This is a genomic window from Pseudomonas pisciculturae (assembly GCF_015461805.1).
Classification (GTDB): domain Bacteria; phylum Pseudomonadota; class Gammaproteobacteria; order Pseudomonadales; family Pseudomonadaceae; genus Aquipseudomonas; species Aquipseudomonas pisciculturae.
The window spans coordinates 436,802-460,796 of the sequence record NZ_JACVZE010000004.1 but is presented as its reverse complement, the minus strand read 5'-3'; the positions used below and the strand labels follow the sequence as shown (position 1 = coordinate 460,796).

At 61.4% G+C, this 23,995-nt stretch carries 26 protein-coding genes; 6 read left to right on the top strand and 20 right to left on the bottom strand.

Going from position 1 to position 23,995, the window contains the following annotated elements:
* Positions 1-45 precede the first annotated feature (45 nt).
* A complete protein-coding gene (locus ICY20_RS14030; RefSeq protein ID WP_159958410.1) occupies positions 46-909 on the bottom strand; it encodes a LysR family transcriptional regulator in 864 nt (287 codons plus the stop codon).
* A gap of 102 nt (positions 910-1,011) precedes the next feature.
* Here ICY20_RS14030 and ICY20_RS14025 point away from each other — a divergent pair, with 102 nt between their 5' ends.
* Positions 1,012-1,908, top strand: a complete 897-nt coding sequence (locus ICY20_RS14025) for a DMT family transporter (protein WP_194937744.1) — start codon at positions 1,012-1,014, stop codon at positions 1,906-1,908.
* Here the strand turns inward: ICY20_RS14025 and ICY20_RS14020 are convergent.
* A complete protein-coding gene (locus ICY20_RS14020; RefSeq protein ID WP_159958406.1) occupies positions 1,862-2,620 on the bottom strand; it encodes a substrate-binding periplasmic protein in 759 nt (252 codons plus the stop codon). The two genes, ICY20_RS14025 and ICY20_RS14020, sit on opposite strands and share 47 nt — an antisense overlap.
* Positions 2,621-2,753: 133 nt before the next feature.
* On the opposite strand from ICY20_RS14020, the gene dnaX reads away from it, so the two are divergent.
* The 4 genes from dnaX to recR all read left to right on the top strand — a co-directional run bounded on the left by dnaX (position 2,754) and on the right by recR (position 7,012).
* Positions 2,754-4,793, top strand: coding sequence for a DNA polymerase III subunit gamma/tau (gene dnaX / locus ICY20_RS14015; protein WP_194937743.1), 2,040 nt, complete (start codon positions 2,754-2,756; stop codon positions 4,791-4,793).
* 44 nt (positions 4,794-4,837) lie between these two features.
* Entirely contained in the window at positions 4,838-5,176 is a 339-nt protein-coding gene (locus ICY20_RS14010; protein ID WP_003175481.1) for a YbaB/EbfC family nucleoid-associated protein, read from the top strand.
* Positions 5,177-5,308: 132 nt separating this feature from the next.
* Complete coding sequence (locus ICY20_RS14005; RefSeq protein WP_194937742.1) at positions 5,309-6,343, top strand: NADP-dependent oxidoreductase; 1,035 nt, start codon at positions 5,309-5,311, stop codon at positions 6,341-6,343.
* A gap of 66 nt (positions 6,344-6,409) precedes the next feature.
* Positions 6,410-7,012: a recombination mediator RecR gene (recR, locus tag ICY20_RS14000; RefSeq protein WP_032887656.1), complete on the top strand. Its 603-nt coding sequence runs from the start codon at positions 6,410-6,412 to the stop codon at positions 7,010-7,012.
* 151 nt (positions 7,013-7,163) lie between these two features.
* Here the strand turns inward: recR and ICY20_RS13995 are convergent, their stop codons facing one another.
* Both ICY20_RS13995 and fnr read right to left on the bottom strand, forming a co-directional pair.
* On the bottom strand, positions 7,164-7,712 hold the full coding sequence (locus ICY20_RS13995) for an adenine phosphoribosyltransferase (protein WP_194937741.1): 549 nt from the start codon (positions 7,710-7,712) through the stop codon (positions 7,164-7,166).
* A 78-nt stretch (positions 7,713-7,790) separates the two neighbouring features.
* A complete protein-coding gene (gene fnr, locus ICY20_RS13990; RefSeq protein WP_159958398.1) occupies positions 7,791-8,525 on the bottom strand; it encodes a fumarate/nitrate reduction transcriptional regulator Fnr in 735 nt (244 codons plus the stop codon).
* Between the two features lie 154 nt (positions 8,526-8,679).
* Between fnr and ICY20_RS13985 the strand changes: the two genes are divergently transcribed.
* Complete coding sequence (locus tag ICY20_RS13985; protein WP_194937740.1) at positions 8,680-9,144, top strand: hypothetical protein; 465 nt, start codon at positions 8,680-8,682, stop codon at positions 9,142-9,144.
* Positions 9,145-9,150: 6 nt separating this feature from the next.
* On the opposite strand, the gene hemN is transcribed toward ICY20_RS13985, so the two are convergent.
* The 16 genes from hemN to ccoN (ICY20_RS13905) all read right to left on the bottom strand — a co-directional run bounded on the left by hemN (position 9,151) and on the right by ccoN (ICY20_RS13905) (position 23,946).
* Positions 9,151-10,533 carry an oxygen-independent coproporphyrinogen III oxidase gene (gene hemN, locus ICY20_RS13980; protein ID WP_159958394.1) on the bottom strand — a complete coding sequence of 461 codons (1,383 nt, stop codon included), beginning with the start codon at positions 10,531-10,533 and terminating at the stop codon, positions 9,151-9,153.
* A 103-nt stretch (positions 10,534-10,636) separates the two neighbouring features.
* A complete protein-coding gene (locus tag ICY20_RS13975) occupies positions 10,637-11,320 on the bottom strand; it encodes a sulfite exporter TauE/SafE family protein (protein WP_194937739.1) in 684 nt (227 codons plus the stop codon).
* Complete coding sequence (ccoS, locus tag ICY20_RS13970; RefSeq protein ID WP_159958390.1) at positions 11,313-11,537, bottom strand: cbb3-type cytochrome oxidase assembly protein CcoS; 225 nt, start codon at positions 11,535-11,537, stop codon at positions 11,313-11,315. Before ccoS ends, ICY20_RS13975 begins: the two co-directional genes overlap by 8 nt.
* Before the next feature lie 22 nt (positions 11,538-11,559).
* Positions 11,560-14,004, bottom strand: coding sequence for a heavy metal translocating P-type ATPase (locus ICY20_RS13965; protein WP_194937738.1), 2,445 nt, complete (start codon positions 14,002-14,004; stop codon positions 11,560-11,562).
* A 130-nt stretch (positions 14,005-14,134) separates the two neighbouring features.
* Entirely contained in the window at positions 14,135-14,674 is a 540-nt protein-coding gene (locus tag ICY20_RS13960; RefSeq protein ID WP_159958386.1) for a FixH family protein, read from the bottom strand.
* A 16-nt stretch (positions 14,675-14,690) separates the two neighbouring features.
* Positions 14,691-16,094: a cytochrome c oxidase accessory protein CcoG gene (gene ccoG / locus ICY20_RS13955; RefSeq protein ID WP_159958384.1), complete on the bottom strand. Its 1,404-nt coding sequence runs from the start codon at positions 16,092-16,094 to the stop codon at positions 14,691-14,693.
* Between the two features lie 318 nt (positions 16,095-16,412).
* Positions 16,413-17,390: a cytochrome-c oxidase, cbb3-type subunit III gene (gene ccoP / locus ICY20_RS13950; protein WP_159958382.1), complete on the bottom strand. Its 978-nt coding sequence runs from the start codon at positions 17,388-17,390 to the stop codon at positions 16,413-16,415.
* The gene (locus ICY20_RS13945) at positions 17,387-17,572 is read right to left on the bottom strand and encodes a CcoQ/FixQ family Cbb3-type cytochrome c oxidase assembly chaperone (RefSeq protein WP_003193169.1); all 186 of its coding nucleotides are present in this window, start codon (positions 17,570-17,572) and stop codon (positions 17,387-17,389) included. The genes ccoP (ICY20_RS13950) and ICY20_RS13945 overlap by 4 nt, the downstream gene beginning before the upstream one ends.
* Before the next feature lie 5 nt (positions 17,573-17,577).
* Positions 17,578-18,186 carry a cytochrome-c oxidase, cbb3-type subunit II gene (gene ccoO / locus ICY20_RS13940; protein WP_025854274.1) on the bottom strand — a complete coding sequence of 203 codons (609 nt, stop codon included), beginning with the start codon at positions 18,184-18,186 and terminating at the stop codon, positions 17,578-17,580.
* Positions 18,186-19,628, bottom strand: a complete 1,443-nt coding sequence (ccoN, locus tag ICY20_RS13935; RefSeq protein WP_159958380.1) for a cytochrome-c oxidase, cbb3-type subunit I — start codon at positions 19,626-19,628, stop codon at positions 18,186-18,188. The genes ccoO (ICY20_RS13940) and ccoN (ICY20_RS13935) overlap by 1 nt, the downstream gene beginning before the upstream one ends.
* A gap of 350 nt (positions 19,629-19,978) precedes the next feature.
* On the bottom strand, positions 19,979-20,389 hold the full coding sequence (locus ICY20_RS13930; RefSeq protein ID WP_159958378.1) for a type II toxin-antitoxin system VapC family toxin: 411 nt from the start codon (positions 20,387-20,389) through the stop codon (positions 19,979-19,981).
* Entirely contained in the window at positions 20,389-20,643 is a 255-nt protein-coding gene (locus ICY20_RS13925) for a type II toxin-antitoxin system Phd/YefM family antitoxin (RefSeq protein ID WP_122485769.1), read from the bottom strand. The genes ICY20_RS13930 and ICY20_RS13925 overlap by 1 nt, the downstream gene beginning before the upstream one ends.
* 126 nt (positions 20,644-20,769) lie before the next feature.
* On the bottom strand, positions 20,770-21,702 hold the full coding sequence (gene ccoP, locus ICY20_RS13920; protein ID WP_194937737.1) for a cytochrome-c oxidase, cbb3-type subunit III: 933 nt from the start codon (positions 21,700-21,702) through the stop codon (positions 20,770-20,772).
* Positions 21,699-21,899: a cbb3-type cytochrome oxidase subunit 3 gene (locus tag ICY20_RS13915; RefSeq protein WP_122485771.1), complete on the bottom strand. Its 201-nt coding sequence runs from the start codon at positions 21,897-21,899 to the stop codon at positions 21,699-21,701. Before ICY20_RS13915 ends, ccoP (ICY20_RS13920) begins: the two co-directional genes overlap by 4 nt.
* Before the next feature lie 3 nt (positions 21,900-21,902).
* Positions 21,903-22,511, bottom strand: coding sequence for a cytochrome-c oxidase, cbb3-type subunit II (gene ccoO, locus ICY20_RS13910; RefSeq protein ID WP_034108140.1), 609 nt, complete (start codon positions 22,509-22,511; stop codon positions 21,903-21,905).
* 10 nt (positions 22,512-22,521) lie between these two features.
* Positions 22,522-23,946 carry a cytochrome-c oxidase, cbb3-type subunit I gene (gene ccoN, locus ICY20_RS13905; protein WP_122485772.1) on the bottom strand — a complete coding sequence of 475 codons (1,425 nt, stop codon included), beginning with the start codon at positions 23,944-23,946 and terminating at the stop codon, positions 22,522-22,524.
* Positions 23,947-23,995 lie beyond the last annotated feature (49 nt).

Below are 23,995 nucleotides of genomic sequence, written 5' to 3'. Positions count from 1 at the left end.
TTGAATTAATTGCGCGGAAGGATACATGAAACAAGATGTTGCTGGTTAGCCGAAAGTCTCTCGCAGCAAGCCGGCAAACGCATCACGGGCGAGGTGGCGTTGTGTGTCTTTGTGCCAAAACAATAGGTTGTCCACCGCCTGCAACTCCTCAAACCGATAGGATGACAATTGAGTGGCCTGCTCATAGCGCGCCAGGATGCCCTCTGGCGCCAACGCCACGCCGATCCCCGCACTCACGCAACCAATAATCGTGCCCCAACTGGCATAGCTGGCAATGCCGGGCTTGAAGTCGTGTGGCTTGACCCAGTTTTCCAGCGCTGCGCGGTAAGGGCAGCCGGGCGGCCACACCAGCAGGGTGCGGCCAGCCAGGTCGGCGGCGCTGCGGATCGGTTCGCTGGAAGCGCTGGCGATCAGCACCAGCCGTTCGCTGTAGACCACGCTGTGTTCGAGCTTGGCGCGTTTGCCGCCAGACGCCACCAGCGCCACGTCCAGGCGGTGGTGTTGCAAGTCATCGAGCAACTGGCCCCAGGCGCCGGTCACCAGTTCGAGGCTGACGTGCGGGTAGCGTCGGTGATATTCCGCCAGCAAGGGCGGCAGCCGCCCGCTGGCGCTGGACTCCACCGCACCGATGCGCAACGTGCCACGGGGGATGGCGTTGGCATCGACGGCGCGTTTGGATTCATCCACAAGCGCCAGTATGCGCTCGCAGTACTCCAGAAAGATCTCACCGGCGGCACTGATGGCCAGCCCACGCCCTGCGCGGATAAACAGCGGGGTGCCCAACTCGTTTTCCAGTTGCTTGATGCGCGTGGTGATATTGGACGGTACGCAATGCAGTTGCACGGCAGCCTGGGCCACGCTGCCGGTTTGCGCCACGGCTCGCACCATTTTCAGTTGGGCCAGTTCCATTGTTCAGTTCCAGTGATTTCAGAAGTCAGAAACGGTTAATTGTCCTAGGCCTTGCCCGGCTCAAGACTGACGGTATTCCTTCTCCGTTTCTGGATACCGTCGATGAATCCTCCGTCACCCGTGAAGCTTACGCTAGTCATTGCCAGCGTCATCCTCTGTTGGGCCTATTCGCCAATTGGCGTACACATGGGGCTGCACAGCTACAGCCCAGGACAGTTGGCGCTGCTGCGGTTCTTGATTGCGTCGGTGTTTATGGCTGGGGTGGCGTTGGTGATGGGGATCGGCCGACCGAACCTGCGGGATTTGCCATGGCTACTGGTGCTGGGTTTTTTCGGGGTGTTCCTGCACCACACCAGCCTCAACTACGGGCAGCAATTCGTTACGGCGGCGGCCTCCAGCGTACTGGCGCAGTCGGCGCCGCTGTTCAGCGTGCTGATCGCGTTTTTTTGCTTGAACGAGCGGGTCAGCGCCTGGCGCTGGGGCTGTGTGCTGCTGGGGTTGCTCGGTGTGCTGGTGGTGATCTGGGGCGATCATGGCCTGGGCGATATTGACCCCCGCGGCTTGCTGATCCTGCTGGCGGCGGTGGCGTGGAGCGTGTATTTCGCCATCCAGAAACGCTACGCCCATCGCTACAGCCCGTTGACCATGGCGTGCTACATGGTGTGGGCGGGCACCTTGATGCTCCTGGTGAACCTGCCGGGCCTGCCCGCCGCCGTGATACAGGCGCCGTTGGCCCAGAACCTGGCGGTGCTGGTGCTGGGCATCTTCCCGAGTGCCCTGGCCTACCTGGCCTGGGGTTATGTGTTGAAACATGTCGACGTCAGCCGGGCGTCGGTGGCGATGTACCTGATCCCGCCAGTGGCGATGCTGATGGCGGCGACCTTGCTCGGTGAGCCTATTGCCTTGCAGGTCGTGATGGGCGGGGTGATCGTACTGGCCAGTGTGGCGGCAGTCAGTCTGGAGAAACACTGGATGCGCTCTCTCCGGTGTACAGCTTGATAATGTCGTCAATCTCGCCAGACATCTTCATCCGCAACAGCGTGCGCAAAATGCGCTGCACCGGCACATTTGGGTCGTTGCGTACGGTACAGCCCAGGCTCTGTTCATCGATTACGGCGATTTTATGCAGGCGTCGACCGGGCGGCAGGTGCTGGTTGAACCGCTCCAGGATCCATTCATTGGTGACCGCGTACTTGAAGCGCCCAGCCACCAACTTGTGCAGCACCTGTTCTTCACTGCGCGCGTCGTCGCGGGTGAGCTGGCCGCTGGCAAACAATGGTTCTAGGGTGGCGTAGCGGTAGTTGAGCACGGTGCCAATCAACTGCGGCGCCAGTGTGTCGACCTGCACCGCTTGCGTCGGGACGTGGGTGGCAACCAGCAGGTTGCGCTGCACCCACAGCGGTATGCTCCACGTGTAGTCGCCGGACATGTTGTCGACCCAGGCCTGGGCGACATAGCAACGCACATCAATGTCGCCGTGCTCCATGGCCGCTGCGATGCGCGCACGGGCCAGTACGTGGAACTCGGCCGGGTGCCCGACCTGGGTAGCCAGGCTCGACATCAGGTCATACAGGATGCCTTGGGTGGGCTGGCCGTTGTCCAGTTGCACCATGGGCATCGCCCAACTGTCGGAAACCGAAAAACGCAGCGGTGCGGGTGCCGCCAGGCTTGCCGTGGTGATTATCCATAAAGCGCCCAGGACTACGCGCATACACTCTCCGGGTTCAGGCCTTTTCAAGGCCAGTGCGATGAGCTTAGTCAGATTAGGCGAGCGTGCCGGATGCAATTTCCCCCTTGCTCCGCTAGCATTACCGGCTTCTGTTTCCCAGTTGCGACGGTTTTCGATGAGTTATCAGGTTCTTGCACGTAAATGGCGTCCGCGCTCGTTCCGCGAAATGGTCGGCCAGACCCATGTGCTCAAGGCTCTGATCAATGCCTTGGACAGCCAGCGGCTGCACCACGCCTACCTGTTCACCGGTACCCGTGGGGTGGGCAAGACCACCATTGCGCGCATCATCGCCAAATGCCTGAACTGTGAAACCGGTATCACTTCCACGCCTTGCGGCACCTGCTCGGTGTGCCGGGAAATCGACGAAGGCCGCTTCGTCGACCTGATCGAGATCGACGCCGCGAGCCGCACCAAGGTCGAAGACACCCGCGAGTTGCTCGACAACGTGCAGTACGCGCCAAGCCGTGGCCGCTTCAAGGTCTACCTGATCGACGAAGTGCACATGCTGTCCAGCCACTCCTTCAACGCCCTGTTGAAAACCCTGGAAGAGCCGCCGCCCTACGTCAAATTCATCCTGGCCACCACCGACCCGCAGAAACTTCCTGCAACCATTCTGTCGCGATGCCTGCAGTTCTCCCTGAAAAACATGACCCCCGAGCGCGTGGTCGAGCATTTGACCCACGTGCTGGGCGTCGAGAACGTACCGTTCGAAGACGACGCGCTGTGGCTGCTCGGTCGTGCCGCCGATGGGTCGATGCGTGATGCCATGAGCCTCACCGACCAGGCCATCGCCTTTGGTGAAGGCAAGGTCATGGCCGCCGATGTGCGCGCCATGCTTGGCACCCTCGACCACGGCCAGGTCTTCGATGTGCTACACGCGCTGATCGAGGGCGACGCCAAGGCGTTGCTAGAAGCCGTGCGCCACCTGTCGGAGCAAGGCCCGGACTGGAACGGCGTGCTCTCGGAAATTCTCAACGTGCTGCACCGCGTGGCCATCGCCCAGGCGCTGCCTGAAGGGGTCGACAACGGTCATGGTGACCGCGACCGCGTGTTGGCTCTGGCCCAGGCGCTGCCGGCCGAAGATGTGCAGTTCTACTACCAGATGGGCCTGATCGGCCGCAGGGACTTGCCCCTGGCACCGGACCCGCGTGGCGGTTTTGAAATGGTCCTGCTGCGGATGCTGGCGTTCCGGCCAGCCGACTCGGCAGACGCGCCGAGACAGCCGCTAAAGCCAGTGGGGATCAGCCAGGCCACAGTTGATTCCGCCAAATCCGTGGCTGGCGCGGCGGTCGTCGCGCCAGTAGTTGCTGCGCCTGTTCAGGCTCCTGAGCCTGCGCCTGTAGTCGAGGTAAAACCGGAACCGGTTGGCGAGCCTGAGCCTGTTGTCGATCTGCCGTGGAATGACCCGGTAGAAGCCGAGGCTGAGGCCGAAGTCGAGCTGCAACCCGCCGTAGAGCCTGTGTTGGAAACCATCGGCGAGCAGCCAGAATTGACGCCGATGCCTGCGCCAACCCCAGACAGCGTCGTGCCCGCCGCGCCGGAGTGGGTTTCTGCGCCCGTGCCCGAACCGACCGTCGCCCAGGTTGAAGCAGCCGTTCCCGCTATCGACGATGACGAGCCGCCGCTGGACGAAGACTACATCGAGCCGGACATGGATTCGGCCTATAGCTACCTGGACGACCTGGCCAGCGAGCACACTGCCGAGCCGGCCCCCGAGCCCGAGGCCGAACCCGCTGCGGCGCCGGCCACCGGTCTTGCCCTGCAATGGCTGGAGTTGTTCCCGAAACTGCCGATCTCGGGCATGACCGGCAGCATCGCCGCCAACTGCACCCTGATCTCCATCGACGGCGACCACTGGCTGTTGCACCTGGACCCGGCCCACAGCGCCCTGTTCAACGCCACCCAGCAACGTCGCCTCAACGATGCCCTGAACCAGTACCATGAGCGCACGCTGACCATCGCCATCGAGTTGATCAAGCCCGAGCAGGAAACCCCCGCCCAGGCCGCGACCCGCCGACGTATCAACCGCCAGCGCGAAGCTGAAGACTCGATCCATGGCGACCCGCTTATCCAACAAATGATGCAACAGTTCGGTGCGGTCGTCCGTCACGATACTATTGAACCTGTCGAAGCCCCGGTGCCCCAGGCGTCCTGACACCGGGCTACTTACTTGATCCACGTACTTTGAGGTAATTCCCCATGATGAAAGGTGGCATGGCCGGCCTGATGAAGCAGGCGCAGCAGATGCAGGAAAAAATGGCCAAGATGCAGGAAGAACTGGCCAACGCCGAAGTCACCGGTAAAGCCGGTGGCGATATGGTCAGCGTGGTCATGACCGGTCGTCACGACATCAAGCGCGTGAGCATCGACCCAAGCGTACTGCCAGGTGTGGGCGAAGATGACCTGGAAATGCTCGAAGCGCTGTTCGCCGCGGCCGTCAACGATGCCGTGCGCAAGATCGAAGCCAACAGCCAGGAAAAAATGGGCGGCGTGACCGCTGGCATGCAACTGCCGCCGGGCATGAAGCTGCCGTTCTGATTGGTGAGCGTTAGCTATGCTCCAATGCCAGGCCCAGTGCCTGGCATTTTTGTATGTGCTGATCCAATAGAACCCTGGCACCCCAAATAGGGTCTGCACCCTATACCGATGGATTCGATAAAGGAGCCCCTGATGCCTCAACAACCGATTTTGAACCAGCGCATTGTCCTGGTCTCACGCCCCCAAGGTGCGCCAACCCCGGAAAACTTCCGCCTGGAGCGTATCAACCTGCCGGAGTTGGCAGACGGCCAGGTGTTGCTCAAGACCCTGTACCTGTCCCTCGACCCCTATATGCGCGGACGCATGAGCGATGCACCGTCCTACGCAGCGCCTGTGGAAATCGACGACGTGATGACCGGCGGGGCTGTAAGCCGTATCGAGCAATCGCGTAATCCCAAGTTCGAAGTCGGTGACTTGGTGGTCGGTTCGACGGGCTGGCAGAGCCACAGTATTTCCGATGGCAGCAACCTGATGCCGGTACCCAAGGGCCTGGCCAGCCCGTCCATGGCGGTCGGTGTGCTGGGTATGCCGGGGATGACCGCCTACATGGGCCTGATGGACATCGGCCAGCCAAAGGCCGGGGAAACCCTGGTGGTGGCAGCGGCGTCTGGCGCGGTGGGCTCGGTGGTGGGGCAGGTGGCCAAACTCAAGGGCCTGCGCGTCGTGGGTATCGCGGGCGGCGCCGACAAGTGCCGCTATGTCGTGGACGAGCTGGGTTTTGATGCCTGTATCGACCACAAGAGCGATGACTTTGCCGATGAATTGGCCCAGGCCTGCTTTAAGGGCGTGGACATCTACTTCGAAAACGTCGGCGGCAAGGTGTTCGACGCGGTGGTGCCGCTGCTCAACCCCAAGGCGCGTATTCCGCTGTGCGGGCTGATCGCCGGCTACAACGCCCACCAGCCGCCCAGCGGTCCGGACCGCTTGCCGGCACTGCAACGCACCTTGTTGACCAAACGCGTGCGCATCCAGGGCTTTATCGTGTTTGACGACTACGGCGACCGTCAGCCGGAGTTCATCAGTGCCATGGCGCCGTGGGTGCGTGAAGGCAAGGTGAAATTCCGTGAAGACGTGGTGGACGGCCTTGAACAGGCGCCCGAAGCCTTTATCGGTTTGCTTGAGGGGCGCAACTTCGGCAAGTTAGTGGTGCGGGTCGCGCAGGATTGAGCATTTGACGCTAATCCGAGGCGCGGGTATAAACCGCGTCTCGTTGTTTTGTCGGACCCTTCGCCCATGAGCTTCAGCCCCCTGATTCGCCAACTGATCGACGCCCTGCGCACCTTGCCGGGCGTGGGCCAGAAAACCGCCCAGCGCATGGCGCTGCAACTGCTGGAGCGTGACCGCAGCGGTGGCACCCGGTTGGCCCAGGCCCTGAGCCAGGCCATGACCGGCGTTGGCCACTGCCGCCAGTGCCGCACCCTCACCGAGGAAGACCTCTGCCCGCAATGCGCCGACCCGCGCCGCGACGACACCTTGCTGTGCGTGGTGGAAGGCCCTATGGACGTGTACGCGGTGGAGCAGACCGGCTACCGCGGGCGCTATTTTGTGCTCAAGGGCCACCTGTCACCGCTGGACGGCCTGGGCCCGGAAGCTATCGGTATTCCGCAGTTGGTGGCGCGTATTGAAGAGCAGGGCACCTTTACCGAAGTGATCCTGGCCACCAACCCCACGGTGGAAGGTGAGGCCACGGCCCATTACATCGCCCAACTGTTGAGCAACAAAGGCCTGATCACTTCGCGTATCGCCCACGGCGTGCCGTTGGGTGGGGAGCTGGAGTTGGTGGATGGCGGCACGCTGGCGCATTCCTTCGCGGGTCGCAAACCCATCGCGCTGTAAAGTCAAAAGATTCAGTGGCTGACCCACCGCCATCGGGGGCAAGCTCCCTCCCACATTCGACCTCATTCCAAAAGATGTATGCGGTCAAGTGTGGGAGGGGCGGTGCGACGATTCGACTTGCCCCCGATGAGGCCAGCAAAGGCAAAAAAAATTATTGCTCAGTCAAACCAAACTGCGTCAGGCAAAACGTCGGAATCCCCATATCTTCCAAGCGCTGCGATCCACCCAGCTCCGGCAAATCAATAATCGCCGCCGCTTCAAAAATCCTCGCCCCCATGCGCCTCACCAGGTTCGCCGCCGCAATCAACGTTCCGCCGGTGGCGATCAGGTCATCAAACATCAGCACCGAATCACCTTCGCACAGGCTGTCGGCGTGCACTTCCAGGAAGGCCTCGCCGTACTCGGTCTGGTAGCCCTCGGCCAGCACGTCAGCCGGCAACTTGCCCTGTTTGCGGAACAGGATCAGCGGCTTATTGAGTTGGTAGGCGATGATCGAGCCGATCAAAAAGCCTCGCGCATCCATCGCGCCGATATGGCTGAAATCGGCCTCGACATAACGTTGGGCAAAGCTGTCTGCCACCAGTCGCAGGGCGCGGGGCGATTGGAACAGGGGCGTGATGTCACGAAAAATCACCCCAGGCTTGGGGAAGTCGATGACGGGGCGAATCAGGGATTTGATGTCGAACGAATCGAAGGTCATCGTCGAAGAGTCCTGGGCTGGAAACGGACTCGAAGTATACCTGCGGCCTCGCCGATTGGCGCGGCCGCAGTGTCTGTATCAGCCCTCCAGCGAGCCACCGGCCAGCGCACACAGCTGGATCGGGTCGAGAATATGCACTTCTTTGCCCTCGGCGGCGATCAGCTCGTTCTGCTGAAAACGGGTGAAGACGCGGGACACGGTTTCTACCGCCAGGCCCAGGTAATTGCCGATTTCATTGCGCGACATGCTCAGGCGGAACTGGTTGGCCGAGAAACCTCGTGCACGAAAACGTGCCGACAGGTTGACCAGAAACGTGGCGATGCGCTCGTCGGCGGTCTTTTTCGACAGCAGTAGCATCATCTGCTGGTCGTCACGGATCTCGCGGCTCATCACCCGCATCAGTTGGCGGCGCAGTTGTGGCAGTTGCAGGGCCAGTTCATCCAGGCGTTCGAAGGGGATTTCGCACACAGACGTGGTCTCCAGCGCCTGGGCCGACACCGGGTGCATCTCGGTGTCCATGCCCGACAGCCCGACCAGCTCGCTGGGCAGGTGAAAACCGGTGATCTGCTCTTCGCCGCTGTCGCTCAGGCTGAAGGTCTTCAATGCGCCCGAACGCACTGCATAGACGGCGTCGAACTTGTCGCCCTGACGGAACAGGAATTCACCTTTTTTCAGCGGGCGGCCACGTTTAACGATGTCGTCCAGCGCATCCATGTCTTCCAAATTCAACGAAAGTGGCAAGCAGAGGGGGGCCAGGCTGCAATCCTTGCAATGAGCCTGGCTGTGAGCGCGCAGTTTAACTGGCTCGGACATTTCTTAAATCCTTGTGGGAAAACACACATAAGACGTAAGGGTAACGCACTGGGGGAGGCTGAGGCCAGCCTGTACAAAAAACCGGCAGGGGTATAAAGAATTTTCACGCTGTGCCGATGGCCTGTTGTCAATCCATAACCCGCAGGTTTGCAAAATGGCTTCCTTAACGCTCGACTTGGCGTTACGCACCCAGGTCGCGACAACGCCAGAAACCAAAAAGACGACTGCCCAAGGCGCGACCGCCGACGCGCCCTCGGTCGATGAAACCAAACCCGGTGTCTCAGTGGTTATTTCCGGTGCGGCGATGAAAGCGTCTGCGGCCGAGAAAGCCTCCAGCAGTGATATCGATGACAGTGGCCTGGCCGAAAACGTCCAGCAACTGCTGAAAATGATCCGCGAGATCAAGAAGCAGATCGCCGAGAAACAGGCCGAAATGATGGCGGTGATGGCTGACAAAACCCTCAGCCCCGAGCAGGCGCAAGCCAAGGTCTCGGCCCTGCAATCGGCGTTAGGCGCGTTGCAGGCCAGTTTGACCAGCGCCCAGGCCTCCCTCACCAAGGCCATGAAAGACATGACCGCTGAGCAAGCGATAAAGGCTGCCAGCCTGGCCATGAAGTAATCGCACTTAGATCACCTTCGAAAACCGCTGCCGGTTCTGATGTTCCAAGTGGGCGTCGAACACCATGCACACCGACCTCACCAGCAACCGCCCGGCCGGTAGTACCTGAATGCCATCGGCGTCGAGGTCGATCAGACCGTCGGCGGCCATGGCTTCAAGCTGTGGCCAGACGTCGTCAAAGTACCCGCGAAAATCAATGTTGAATGCCTGTTCGACCTTCTCGAATTCCAGGCTGAAATTACAGATCAACTGCTGGATTACTTCCCGGCGCAACCGGTCGTCCGAGGTGCACACCAGGCCACGGCTGGTGGCCAATTGCGCACCGGCCAGGGTGTTCTGATAGCCGTTGAGGTCGCTGTTGTTCTGGCAGTACAGGTCACCGATCTGGCTGATGGCCGACACGCCCAGGCCGATCAGGTCGCAATGGCCGTGGGTGGTATAGCCCTGGAAATTGCGTTGCAGGGTGCCTTCCTCCTGGGCGATGGCCAGTTCGTCATCCGGCAGGGCAAAGTGGTCCATGCCGATGTAGCGGTAGCCGGCCTGGGTCAGTTGCTCGATGGTGGTTTGCAGCATCAGCAGTTTTTCGGCCGGGGAGGGCAGGTCGTCGGTGTTGATGCGCCGCTGGGGCATGAATCGCTCCGGCAGGTGCGCATAGTTGAACACCGACAGGCGGTCCGGTTGCAGGCGAATCACCTCTTCAACGGTGCGCGCAAAATTCAACGGGGTCTGCTTGGGCAGGCCGTAGATCAGGTCGATATTGATCGAGCGAAATTGCAGGGTGCGTGCGGCGTCGATCACGGCGCGGGTTTCTTCCAGGCTTTGCAGGCGATTGACCGCCCGTTGCACGTCGGGGTCGAGGTCTTGCAGGCCGATGCTCACGCGGTTGAAGCCCAGCTCGCGCAGCAGGCCCATGGTGGCCCAGTCGGCTTCGCGGGGGTCGATCTCGATGCCGTAGTCGCCGGAGTCGTCGTCCAGCAAGTTGAAGTGCTGGCGCAGGCGGCCCATGACCTGGCGCAGTTCGTCGTGGCTGAGGAATGTCGGGGTGCCACCGCCGAAGTGCAGTTGCTCCACCGGCTGTTTGGGGTCGAGATGGCAGGCCACCAACTGGATTTCTTGCTCCAGGCGTTGCAGGTAGGCATGGGCGCGGCCACGGTCTTTGGTAATGACTTTGTTACACGCGCAGTAGTAGCAAATGTTGGCGCAAAACGGCACGTGCACATACAGCGACAATGGCCGCACGGCCTTGCGGCTCTCGCGCAGGGCGTGGAGCAGGTCGAAGGTGCCGACCTGGCTGGCGAATTGGACGGCGGTGGGGTAGGACGTGTAGCGCGGTCCCGCCAGGTCGTAGCGATGAATCAGATCGGTGTCCCAACGAATGGCGTCGAGCATGCGGGCGGTCCCCCGGATTGGCTAGTGGGCCGAGTCTAGGGGCCTGGCAGGGGTGGCATCTTGATTTGCATCAACGGGGAGCGGCGCTATGCCACATGGCCTTTTAATGGCCCATTAGCCAATGCTGGTGTGGCCCCGGCAACGTCCAGATCCCGAACAGAATAACCAGCAAGCCGCCGGCCATACGCACGCTGCGTTTGCACAGTAGCGCCGTGACCCGTTCTGCCGCCAAACCGGTCGCCAGCAGCACCGGCCAGGTACCCAGGCCGAACGCCAGCATCAACAAGCCGCTGTCGATCGCATTGCCCTGGCTCGCAGCCCACAGCAGGGTGCTGTAGACCAAACCGCACGGCAGCCAGCCCCACAACGCGCCCAGCAGCAACGCGCGAGGCAGGCTGGACACCGGCAGCAAACGGCTGGCAACCGGCTGTATATGCCGCCACAGGCCGCGCCCGAGGGCTTCGATACGGGTTAGGCCGCTCCACCAACCGGCCAGGTACAAGCCCATGCTGATCAGCAACAACCCGGCGAGCACGCGCATGAACATCGCCGCAGGGCTGTTTGCCACGGCCCAGCCCGCCAGGCCGATCAATACGCCGGCGGTGCTGTAGCTGAGGATGCGCCCCACGTTGTACGCCAACAGCAGGCGAAAGCGGCGGCTGCGTTGTTCTTTGGGGATGGCCAGCGTCAGCGCGCCCATCAGCCCGCCGCACATGCCCAGGCAGTGACCGCCCCCTAGCAGGCCGAGGATCAATGCCGAAACCAACAGCGGCGCCAGCTCAAGCATGGGGCGGGTCTTTGGGCGGTTGGTCGGGCGATTGTCCGGAGTGGTTGGCTTCTTCGACGCCGGCCAGGTGGTTAGGGTCCTGGTCGTCGAACAACACGCTGTGGGCCGGGCCGTCGAGGTCGTCGTACTGGCCGCTGTCCACCGCCCAGAAGAAGATGTAGATCGCAACGCCGACTAACAGCAGCGCCGCCGGAATCATCACGTATAGAGCTGGCATCTGCACTCCATGCCCACGCGGCTCAAGCCGGCAGCGGGCGGGTTAATGTGGGGGCGCTGGCGGCCGGCGCGTTCGGCTGGCGAGTCAGGCGCAGGGCGTTGAGCACCACGATCAATGAGCTGAGGGACATGCCCACCGCGGCCCAAATTGGCGTGATCCAACCCAGGGCGGCAAACGGCAGCATAAGGCCATTGTACAGCCCGGCCCACAGCAGGTTTTCAAGGATGACCCGGCGGGTGCGTCGCGCCAGGCTGAAGGCTTGCACCAGGGCGTCGAGGCGGTTAGACAGCAACACCGCATCGGCACTGGTCTTGGCCAGGTCGGTGGCCGAACCCATGGCGACGCTGATATCCGCAGCGGCGAGCACGGGCACATCGTTCACGCCATCGCCGAGCATCAGCACTGTGCGGCCTTCGCGGTGCAGCTGTTGCAGCACGTGCAGCTTGTCGTCGGGGCGCAGCCCGCCATGGGCTTCGTCGATGCCCAGTTCGGCAGCGACACTGGCCACCATCGGCGAGGTGTCCCCCGACAGCAGCAGCGTGCGCCAGCCACGGGCCTTGCAGGCGGCCAGCAGGGCGGGGGCATCGCTGCGCAGGCGGTCGTCGAGTACGAACCAGGCGAGGGCGCCGTGGGTATCGCCCAATAGCAGCCACTGCCCGGCTTCGTCCGGCGAGGGTGGGATCTGGCAGCCGCTCAATGCGCAGACAAAGCCCGGTTGGCCAATGCGCAACTGGCGCTCGCCCACGCAACCTTCCAGGCCGAGGCCAGGTGCACTGAGCACTTCTTCAGCGGCCAGTGGCGCGCGGCCAAAGGCACGGGCAATTGGGTGTTCGGAGCGGTTTTCGAGGGCGGCGGCCAGGCTCAGGCAGTCGTCGCTGCCCAGCGCGCCCAAGGGGCGGATTGCCCGCAGTGCCAGGCGGCCTTCGGTGAGGGTGCCGGTCTTGTCGAAAATCACCGTGTCTATCTGGTTCAGGCCTTCGAGCACATGGCCGCGGGTCAGCAGTAGCCCAAGTTTGTGCAAGGTGCCGGTGGCGGCGGTGAGTGCTGTGGGGGTGGCCAGCGACAGTGCGCACGGGCAGGTCGCAACCAGCATCGCCAGTACAATCCAGAAGGCCCGCGCTGAATCCAGTTGCCACCACACCAGGCCGATCACCGCAGCGGTGATTAACGAGCACAGCAGGAACCACTGCGCGGCGCGGTCGGCGATCTGCGCCAGGCGCGGTTTCTCGGCCTGGGCCCGCTCCAGCAAGCGCACGATGGCGGACAGTCGGGTGTCATGCCCGAGGGCGCGCACTTGGACCGTCAGCGCGCCTTCGACGTTGAGGGTGCCGGCGGTGACTACATCCCCGACCTGACGTGGCTGTGGCAGATATTCACCGGTGAGCAGGGATTCGTCGACGCTCGACTGGCCCTCCAGAATCACCCCGTCCGCTGGCAGCACGGCGCCGGGATGCACCAGCACGCGGTCGCCCAGGGCCAGCTCGCTGAGCAGAATACGTTCGCTCTGACCGTCAGCCTTCAAGCGCAGGCACGAGGCGGGCAGCAAATTGACCAACTGCGCGGTGGCGGCGGCGGTGCGCTCGCGGGCGCGACGTTCCAGGTAGCGACCGGCCAGCAGGAACAGCGCAAACATGCCCACCGCATCGAAATACAACTCGCCGACGCCGGTGATCGCGGTCCAGATGCCGGCCAGGTAGGCACCGCCGATGGCCAGGGACACCGACACATCCATGGTCAGGTGGCGGGTACGCAGATCACGCATCGCGCCTTTGAAAAACGGCGCGCAGCTGTAGAACACGATGGGCGTGGTCAGAAACATCGCCACCCAACGCAGGATTACGTGCAGCTCCGGGCTCAGGTCGATATTGAATTCCGGCCAGGTGGCCATGGTTGCCATCATTGCCTGGAACCACAACAGCCCGGCCACACCCAATTGGCGCAAGGCGCGGCGGTTTTCGCTGGCCAGTTGTTCGGCAGCGCGGTCGGCCTGATAGGGGTGGGCGGCGTAGCCGATATGGCGCAGCTCGCTGAGCAGTTGGCTCAACGGCAATTGCTCGTCGGCCCAGCTTACGTGCAGGCGATGGTTGGACAGGTTCAGCCGTGCCTCGGCCACGGCGGGCAGGCTGCGCAGGTGTTTTTCGATCAGCCAGCCACAGGCGGCGCAGCTGATGCCTTCCATCAACAGGGTGGTTTCGGCGAGTTCGCCTGCGTGGCGTACGAAGGTTTTTTGCACGTCGGCGCGGTCGTACAGGGCCAGTTCGTCCACCAACTGCACCGGCAGCGCCTCGGGGTTGGCCGAGGCTTCGCTGCGGTGTTGGTAGTAGCTTTCCAGCCCGCCGGCCACGATTGCTTCGGCCACGGCCTGGCAGCCGGGGCAGCAGAGTTCGCGGCGCTCACCGAAGATGACCGTGGTGAAACGGCTGCCGGAGGGGACGGGGAGGGCGCAGTGGTAGCAGGGGGTGGTCATGAGCTGGAATCTTTGGTGGCTGGGAGGGCCTCATCGGGGGCAAGTCGAACCGTCGCACCGCCCCTCCCACATGGACACCGCGATCCCCTGTGGGAGGGGGCTTGCCCCCGATGCGCGAAGCGCAGGCTGTTTACTTTTTCAGGTCTTCAGCACCCTGTAGAGGCTCATCCCCCAACAGCAAATCCTTGTCATGGCTGACCTCTTCTTCTTCGAACAGGCGCCAGGTCTTGTCACCTTCTACTCCGAGCAACTCGACAAAACGCCGCCCTTCGACCTTGTCGGTGACTTGGCCGATATAGCGGCCAGGCTCGCTGTCGCTGCGGGCCAGGTTGATCTTGCGGTCTTTGTCTGGCTGGGTCGGGGAAATCAGATTGAGTTCCAGGGTGTTGGGGTTGCTGTAGCCCGTGAGGTTCAACTCGACTTCACCGGTCAATTCGTCCAGGTGCAGCTTGGCGCGCAATTGCAGGGTCTGGGCCAGCCGTTCGCGGTCCAGGGAGCGGTTGATGCCTTTGCCGGCCTCGTAGTAGTTGTCGTTGACCAGGTTGTCCGGGTTGTTCACCGCGATGGTCACCATGGACAGGGTCAACGTCACCGAACAGGCCAGGATGGCAATGATGATCCAGGGCCAGAGATGCTTGTACCAAGGGCTTGCGGCAGTTGCTACGGGCATTGTTCAGCTCTCTTCTTTAGCGGACTTGTGGGCCGATGAATCGGCTCTTGGCTTCAATACGCACGCTGGCGTCATCGGCGTCGGTGAGGATGAATTTGACCTCGTTGGTGCTCGACGGCAATTGCTCCGGCGCACTCGACAACTCAACCGGCATGCTGACGATATCGCCGGCGGCCACTTTGATTTCACGGCGGCCTTGCAGCTTGAGGTCGGGCAGGCCACCGGCATCGAGCACGTAGGTGTGGTCGCGTTGGTCTTTGTTCATGATCTTGAGGCTGTAGACGTTTTCGATGCGGCCTTCGGCGTTTTCGCGGTAGAGCACGCGGTCTTTGCTCACGTCGAAACCCACCAGTGAGCGCATGAAGAAGGCGGCCACCAACAGGCTGATCATCGCCAGCAACACCAGCGCATAACCGATCAGGCGTGGGCGCAGCTTATGGGTTTTCTGCCCGGACAGGTTGTGCTCGGTGGTGTAGCTGATCAGGCCGCGTGGGTACTCCATCTTGTCCATAATGTTGTCGCAGGCATCGATACACGCGGCGCAGCCGATGCACTCGATTTGCAGGCCGTCGCGGATGTCGATACCGGTAGGGCACACCTGCACGCACATCGTGCAATCGATGCAGTCCCCCAGGCCTTCGGCTTTGTAGTCGCTGCCTTTTTTACGTGGGCCACGCAGTTCGCCACGGCGTGGGTCGTAGGAAACGATCAGGGTGTCCTTGTCGAACATCACGCTCTGGAAGCGTGCATACGGGCACATGTAGATGCACACCTGTTCGCGCAGCCAGCCGGCGTTGCCGTAGGTGGCGAGGGTGAAGAAACCCACCCAGAAATACGACCAACCATCGGCCTGGCCGGTGAAGAAGTCGACCACCAGTTCGCGGATCGGCGAGAAGTAGCCGACAAACGTCAGGCCGGTGACCAGGCCGATCAGCAGCCACAAGGTGTGCTTGCTGAATTTGCGCAGGAATTTGTTGGCGCTCATTGGCGCCTTGTCGAGTTTGATGCGTTGGTTGCGGTCGCCTTCGGTGACTTTTTCGCACCACATGAAGATCCACGTCCACACGCTTTGCGGGCAGGTATAACCGCACCACACGCGGCCGGCGTAGACGGTAATGAAGAACAGGCCAAAAGCCGCAACGATGAGAATGCCCGACAGCAGGATGAAGTCCTGGGGCCAGAAGGTCGCGCCAAAAATGAAGAATTTACGCTCCGGCAGGTTCCACCACACCGCCTGATGACCGCCCCAGTTCAGCCACACCGTGCCGAAGTACAGCAGGAACAGCCCGGCACCGCCGAGCATGCGCAAATTGCGGAACAGGCCGGTGAAGGCGCGGGTGTAGATTTTCTCGCGCGAGGCGTAGAGGTCGACGGTTTTGGCTGGGGGGGTAACGTCGTGTACCGGTATTTGGTTGCTCATCATTGCATCCCACGGCGGTGGAGATTTGCCTCGGCCAGTACGTGCCGGCCGGGGTCAAATTAAAGGTCTTGCAGTGGCGTCATGATACGCCCCCGATGAGGTTGAACGGGTGCGACCTCTATGATCTGGATCAATTGAATTGGCAAGTATGGTCGGTTTTGGCTGACCCGGTCGTCAAAACACCGAGTATCCAATGTGGGAGGGGGCTTGCTCCCGATAGCAGTGTGTCAGTCAGTGCAGCTGTAACTGACCCGCCGCCATCGGGGGCAAGCCCCCTCCCACATTGATTTGTTGTGGTTTTAGTCATCCACAACAGCCTTACTGCTCCTGCGCCTTCTTATCCCCATGGGACAAGCTGTAAACATAAGCCGCCAACAAGTGCACCTTGTCATTACCCTGCAATTGCTCCTGCGCCGGCATCTGGCCCTGGCGACCGAAGCGGATGGTCTGTTGCAGTTGGGCAAAGCTCGAACCGTAGATGAACGCGCCAGGGTGAGTCAGGTCAGGCGCGCCCAGGGCCGGGGTGCCTTTGCCTTGTGGGCCGTGGCAGGCGACGCAGTAGGTGCCGAAGATTTTCTCGCCGTTGGCCACGTCGGCCTTGGCGCCTTCCGGCAGCTTGCGGCCGTCGAGGTTGGTGACTACATACGCAGCCACGTCGCTGACACCTTGTTCTTTCAAGCTATCAAGCCAGCCCGGCATGGCGGCGTGACGGCCCTTCATGATGGTTTCCTTGATGGTCTCGGGCGCGCCGCCCCAGCGCCAATCAGCGTCGGTCAGGTTGGGAAAACCATAGGCACCCTTGGCGTCGGAACCGTGGCACACCGAGCAGTTGGAGGCGAACAAACGGCCGCCCATCTTCAAGGCTTGCGGGTCTTTGGCGACTTCTTCAATCGGCATCGAGGCGAATTTGGCGAAGATCGGGCCGAACTTGGCGTCCGACTTGGCCATTTCCTTTTCCCATTCGTGCACGCCGGTCCAGCCGGTCTGGCCATTGGCGAAGGGGGTTTGCTTGTCGGTGTCGAGGTAGTTGTAGCCCGGCAGCAGGCCCTTCCAGTTGCCCAGGCCGGGGTACAGCACCAGGTAACCCAGGGCGAAGATGATGGTGCCGACGAACAGCATGAACCACCACTTGGGCAGCGGGTTGTCGTACTCCTCGATGCCATCGAACGAGTGGCCGACGGTCTCGTCGGTTTGCTCGGCGCGCTGGCCCTTGCGGGTCGACAGCAGCAGCCAGGTCAGGGCGAAGATGGTACCCAGACTGAGGACTGTGACGTACAGACTCCAGAACGTAGTCATTCTTTGTTACTCCTAGAAGCTTGCTCGACGTGCTTGATGGCTTCGGGGTCATCCGCGAAGGGCAGCATGGTTGCGTCGTCAAACTCCGACTTGCGCCGCGGGCTGAACACCCACAGCGCCAGGCCGATAAAGGCCACCATCACCACAACGGTGCCCAGGCCACGAATCATCCCGATATCCATGAAGGTCACCGTTTGCTTTTGATGAGGGTGCCAAGGCCTTGCAGGTAGGCCACCAATGCGTCCATTTCGGTCTTGCCCTTCACGGCTGCGGCTGCACCGGCGATGTCTTCATCGGTGTAGGGCACGCCCAGGGTGCGCAAGACTTCCATCTTCTTGGCGGTGTCCTTGCCGTCGAGCTTGTTTTCCACGAGGAACGGGTACGCCGGCATTTTCGACTCAGGCACCACGTTGCGCGGGTTGTACAAGTGCGCACGTTGCCAGTCATCGGAGTAACGCCCACCCACACGGGCCAGGTCTGGCCCGGTACGTTTGGAACCCCACAGGAACGGGTGGTCCCACACGCTTTCACCGGCCACCGAATAGTGGCCGTAGCGTTCGGTTTCGGCGCGGAACGGGCGGATCATCTGCGAGTGGCAGCCCACGCACCCGTTGGCGATGTAAACGTCGCGGCCTTCCAGCTCAAGGGCGGTGCGTGGCTTCATGCCTTCGACCGGCTTGTTGGTCACGTCCTGGAAAAACAGCGGAACGATCTGGGTCAGGCCGCCGATGCTCACGGCGATGACCATGAAGAAGGCCAGCAGGCCGATATTCTTCTCGACTACTTCATGCTTCATCAGTGGGCTCCCACAACGGCAATCTTGGCGGCGGCTTCGGCTTCTGCAGGGTCAGAGGCACGCACGGTGCGCCAGACGTTGTAGGCCATCAGGAACATACCGGAGGCAAAGAATGCGCCGCCCAAGGCGCGCACGATAAAGCCCGGGTGGCTGGCTTGCAGCGCTTCGACGAACGAGTAGGTGAGGGTGCCGTCATCGTTGATTGCACGCCACATCAGGCCCTGGGTGATGCCGTTGACCCACATCGAGGCGATGTAGAGCACGGTGCCGATGGTGGCCAGCCAGAAGTGCGCATTGATCAGCCCGACGCTGTGCATCTGCACGCGGCCGAACAGTCTTGGGATCATGTGGTAGATCGCGCCGATAGAGATCATCGCTACCCAACCGAGGGCGCCGGCGTGTACGTGGCCGATGGTCCAGTCGGTGTAGTGGGACAGCGAGTTGACGGTCTTGATCGCCATCATCGGCCCTTCGAAGGTCGACATGCCGTAGAACGCCAGGGAGACCACGAGGAAGCGCAGGATCGGGTCGGTGCGCAATTTATGCCAGGCGCCCGAGAGGGTCATCATGCCGTTGATCATGCCGCCCCAACTCGGGGCCAGCAGGATAATCGACATCGCCATGCCCAACGACTGCGCCCAATCCGGCAGCGCGGTGTAGTGCAAGTGGTGGGGGCCTGCCCAGATGTACAGGGTGATCAGCGCCCAGAAGTGCACGATGGACAAACGGTACGAGTAAATAGGACGTTCGGCCTGTTTAGGCACGAAGTAGTACATCATCCCCAGAAAACCGGTAGTCAGGAAAAAACCCACCGCGTTGTGGCCGTACCACCACTGGATCATCGCGTCCGTCGCCCCGGCGTAGGCCGAGTAGGACTTGAACAGGTTCACCGGCAAGGAGGCGTGGTTGACGATGTGCAGCATCGCCGTCACCAGGATAAACGCCCCGTAGAACCAGTTGCCCACATAGATGTGCTTGGTCTTGCGCTTGACGATGGTGCCGAAGAACACCACGGCGTAGGTGACCCACACAATCGCCAGCAAAATGGCGATGGGCCATTCCAGCTCGGCGTATTCCTTGGTGGTGGTGTAGCCCAGGGGCAGGGTGACGATGGCGCTCACGATGACCGCTTGCCAACCCCAGAAGGTGAAGGCGGCGAGGCCGTCTGAGATCAGTCGCGTCTGGCAGGTTCGCTGCACGACATAGTAGGAGGTGGCAAACAATGCACAGCCGCCGAAGGCGAAGATCACCAGGTTGGTGTGCAGCGGGCGCAGGCGACCGAAGGTCGTCCAGGGCAAGCCGAAGTTCAATTCCGGCCAGACCAATTGCGAGGCGATGAACACCCCGAGCCCCATGCCAAGGATCCCCCAGACCACCGTCATGATGGCGAACTGGCGGACTACCTTATAGTTATAAGCAGTCGGACTGATTGCTGTGCTCATTCTAAGGTTCCACGGTTTAAGTATTTTTATAGGTAGAAATCGGCCGCAAGTATGTAGAAAGCGAGAGGCCAATGCAACGCAACGCTGACCTGTGTCAAGGCGTCCCACGCCAGATTCTGCGCCCTTTCCCTGTTTGGTGTAAGGACAAAATCCAAATTCGAAAGCTGATCAAGTGGACAGGAATTTTTCGGGGGTGCAACGAACGCCGTTGCGCACGCCAGAATCGACCCGCTGTGGAGCAAGCGTAGACCCGAATGGCAGGGGGGGAAAGTTGTGCTTTGGAGGGGGGTGACAAAGGGTCGCAGGGTCTTTGTCAGCAGCAGTTGAGGTCTTTTTGCCAGTGGGACCGGTCATTCATCCCAAGGATTGATCAATGCAACGCCACTCGGCCTGAAGTCATTGACGTTACGCGTGACAACCGTAAACCCGTGTACCAACGCGGTTGCCGCGATCAGTGCGTCGCTTTCGTTAGCCTGATCAGGCACATGCAGGTGCGCGCAGCGCAATGCGACGGCAGCATCCACTGGCAGGATTCGCGCATCAAATGCGGGCATCACGTGGCGCTTGAGCCAGGTGCGCAAAATCTTACCCTGCGCCGGATCTCGCCGCTCCATGCGCAACACCCCCGTTTCCAGCTCCTTGAGCGTAATCGCCGATATGAACATGCGTGATGCAAGGATGCTCTTGGCCCAGGCGACGACATTTGCATCGGCCTGGGGTTTGCGCAGTTCAGAAATAACGTTGGTGTCGAGTAGATACATCAAGAAAGGTCCACGGGTCGATGAGTGATCACGCCGCGTTCGGTTTCGAATTCGATATCAGCGGCTTGCGGCATTACCAGCAGGTCGACGATGTCGGCGTTCAGGCCGGTCAATTTCTGGTAGTCCTCAATGCTTAGCAGTACATGGGCTGGCTTGCCGCGATCGGTGATGAAAACCGGCCCTTGGCGGGTGGCTTTTTTGGCACCGCTTGTGTCGTGATTGAATTCGCGACTGGAAATCGTGGTGATCGTCATGGGGTGACTCCCCGGATGAGAGTGAATGTAGCAACGTTACTACTTCGCTGCGGCGGGTAGCAAGGCCGTGCCCATAAAAAAGCCCCGCCAGTGTTACCTGGCAGGGCTTTGGGTTAAACAGGCTGACTATTGTTCAGTCTTGGCATCCCCATGGGACAAGCTATACACATACGCCGCCAACAAGTGCACCTTGTCATTCCCTTGCAGCACATCCTGTGCGGGCATCTGGCCCTGGCGGCCGTGGCGGATGGTCTGCTGCAACTGCGCCAGGCCGGTGCCGTAGATGTAGCCGGCGGGCTTGGTCAGGTCGGGCGCGCCCATGATTTCCATGCCGTGGCCCTCTGGCCCGTGGCAGGCCACGCACGTGGAGGCGTACGAAGCTTGGCCCTTTGCCAGGTCGGCAGTGCTGTCGGCTGGCAATGGCAGCTTGGCCAGTTCGTGACGCACATAGGCCGCGACGTTTTTCACCCCTTCATCGCCCAACAGGCCACCCCAGGCCGGCATCGCCGCGTGGCGACCATTGAGGATCGTGGTCTTGATGGCCTCGGCTGAGCCGCCCCAGCGCCAGATGTTGTCCGCCAGGTTCGGGAAGCCAAACGCGCCCTTGGCATCCGAGCCGTGGCATACAGAGCAGTTGGAGGCAAACAGGCGTCCGCCCATTTTCAACGCCTGCGGGTCTTTGGCCACTTCTTCCACAGGCATGGCAGCGAATTTGGCGAAGATCGGCCCGAACTTGGCGTTGGCCTTGGCCATTTCCTTGTCCCACTCCTTGGTCTGGGTCCAGCCGTCTTCATAGCCCGGCAGCACGCCTTTCCAATTGCCCAGGCCCGGGTAGAGGATCAGGTAGCCGACCGCAAACACCAGGGTGCCGGCGAACAGCATGAACCACCACTGGGGCAGCGGGTTGTCGTATTCCTCGATCCCGTCAAAGGCGTGGCCCATGGTCTGGTCCACACTGCCCTTGGTTTCGCCCTTGCGGGTGCCGATCAACAGCCAGGTCAGGCCGATCAGGCTGCCCAGGGTCAGTACGCAGATCCATGTACTCCAAAATAGGGTCATGGCCGATTGCTCCTTGTTGCAGGCTCTTCTTGAGCGTCGGATGGAAGAGGTTCATCGGCGAACGGCAGCAGGCGCGCCTGCTCGAATTCCGCGTTGCGCCGGTTGTTGAACACCCACAGCGACAGGCCGATAAAGGCGATAGCCACTACCAGCGTGCCAAGGCCGCGGATGGTGCCCGCATCGAATTCAAATCCCATGGCTCACCTCTTGCTCTTGATGGCAGTGCCGAGCACTTGCAGGTATGAAACCAGCGCGTCCATCTCGGTCTTGCCCTTGAGGCTGGCGACGGCGCCACTGATGTCGTCGTCGGTGTAGGGCACGCCGAGGGTGCGCATCACTTTCAACTTGGTCTCGGTGTGGCTGCTGTCGACCTGGGCGGTGACCAGCCACGGGTAGGCCGGCATTTTCGACTCGGGCACCACGTTGCGCGGGTTGTACAGGTGGGCGCGGTGCCAGTCGTCCGAGTAGCGTGCGCCAACGCGGGCCAGGTCCGGGCCGGTGCGCTTGGAGCCCCACAGGAACGGGTGGTCCCATACGCTTTCGCCGGCTACCGAGTAGTGGCCGTAGCGCTCGGTCTCGGCGCGGAACGGGCGGATCATCTGCGAGTGGCACTGCACACAGCCTTCGCGGATGTAGATGTCGCGGCCTTCCAGTTGCAGCGCAGTGTAGGGCTTCATGCCTTCCACCGGCTTGTTGGTCACGTCCTGGAAGAACAGCGGGACGATCTGGGTCAGGCCGCCGATACTCACGGCCAGCACCATCAGCAGCATCAGCAGGCCGACGTTTTTTTCAATCGTTTCGTGTTTCATCACTGACTCCTCAGGCCAACTGCGTGGCGGTGGCGGCTTCGACAGGCTGCGCCGAACGCACGGTGCGCCAAGTGTTGTAAGCCATCAGGAACATGCCGCTGAGGAACACCGCGCCGCCCACCAATCGCACGATGAAGCCTGGGTGGCTGGCCACCAGGGTTTCGACGAAGGAGTAGGTCAAGGTGCCGTCTTCGTTGACCGCACGCCACATCAGGCCCTGGGCGATGCCGTTGACCCACATCGAGGCGATGTAGAGCACGGTGCCGATGGTGGCCAGCCAGAAGTGCGCGTTGATCAGGCCGAGGCTGTACATCTGCTCGCGACCGAAGATTTTCGGGATCATGTGGTACAGCGCGCCGATGGAGATCATCGCTACCCAACCCAAGGCACCGGCGTGTACGTGGCCGATGGTCCAGTCGGTGTAGTGGGAGAGGGCGTTGACGGTCTTGATCGCCATCATCGGGCCTTCGAAGGTCGACATGCCGTAGAACGCCAGCGACACCACGAGGAAGCGCAGGATCGGGTCGCTGCGCAACTTATGCCAGGCGCCCGACAGGGTCATCATGCCGTTGATCATGCCGCCCCAGCTCGGGGCCAGCAGTACCAGCGACATCACCATGCCCAGTGACTGTGCCCAGTCCGGCAGCGCGGTGTAGTGCAAGTGGTGGGGGCCGGCCCAGATGTACAGGGTGATCAGCGCCCAGAAGTGCACGATGGACAAGCGGTACGAATACACCGGACGCTCGGCCTGCTTGGGCACGAAGTAGTACATCATCCCCAAAAAGCCCGCAGTGAGGAAAAAGCCTACCGCGTTATGCCCATACCACCACTGCACCATGGCATCCGTCGCACCGCCGTAAAGGGAGTAGGACTTGGTCAGGCTGACCGGGATTTCCAGGTTGTTAACGATATGCAGGATGGCCACGGTGATGATGAACGCACCGAAAAACCAGTTACCCACGTAGATGTGTTTGGTGTTGCGCTTCATCACCGTGCCGAAGAACACGATGGCGTAGGCCACCCAGACGATGGTGATGAGAATGTCGATCGGCCATTCCAGCTCGGCGTATTCCTTGGAACTGGTGTAGCCCAGCGGCAAGGAAATCGCGGCCAACAGGATGACCAACTGCCAGCCCCAGAAGCAGAACGCGGCGATTTTCGGCGCAAACAGCTGGGTTTGGCAGGTGCGTTGCACCGAGTAGAAGGAGCTGGCAAACAGCGCGCAGCCACCGAAAGCGAAGATCACCGCGTTGGTGTGCAACGGGCGCAGGCGGCCGAAGCTGGTCCAGGGCAAATCGAAGTTCAGAGCGGGCCAGACCAATTGGGCGGCGAGAAAAACCCCGAGCCCCATGCCGACGATGCCCCACACCACCGTCATAATGGCGAATTGGCGGACCACCTTGTAGTTATAGGCGGTACTTAATGTAGTGTTCATGGTTCCCCATCCACGGTTCAACCCAAGCAAGTGCGGCACTTGGGCTGGA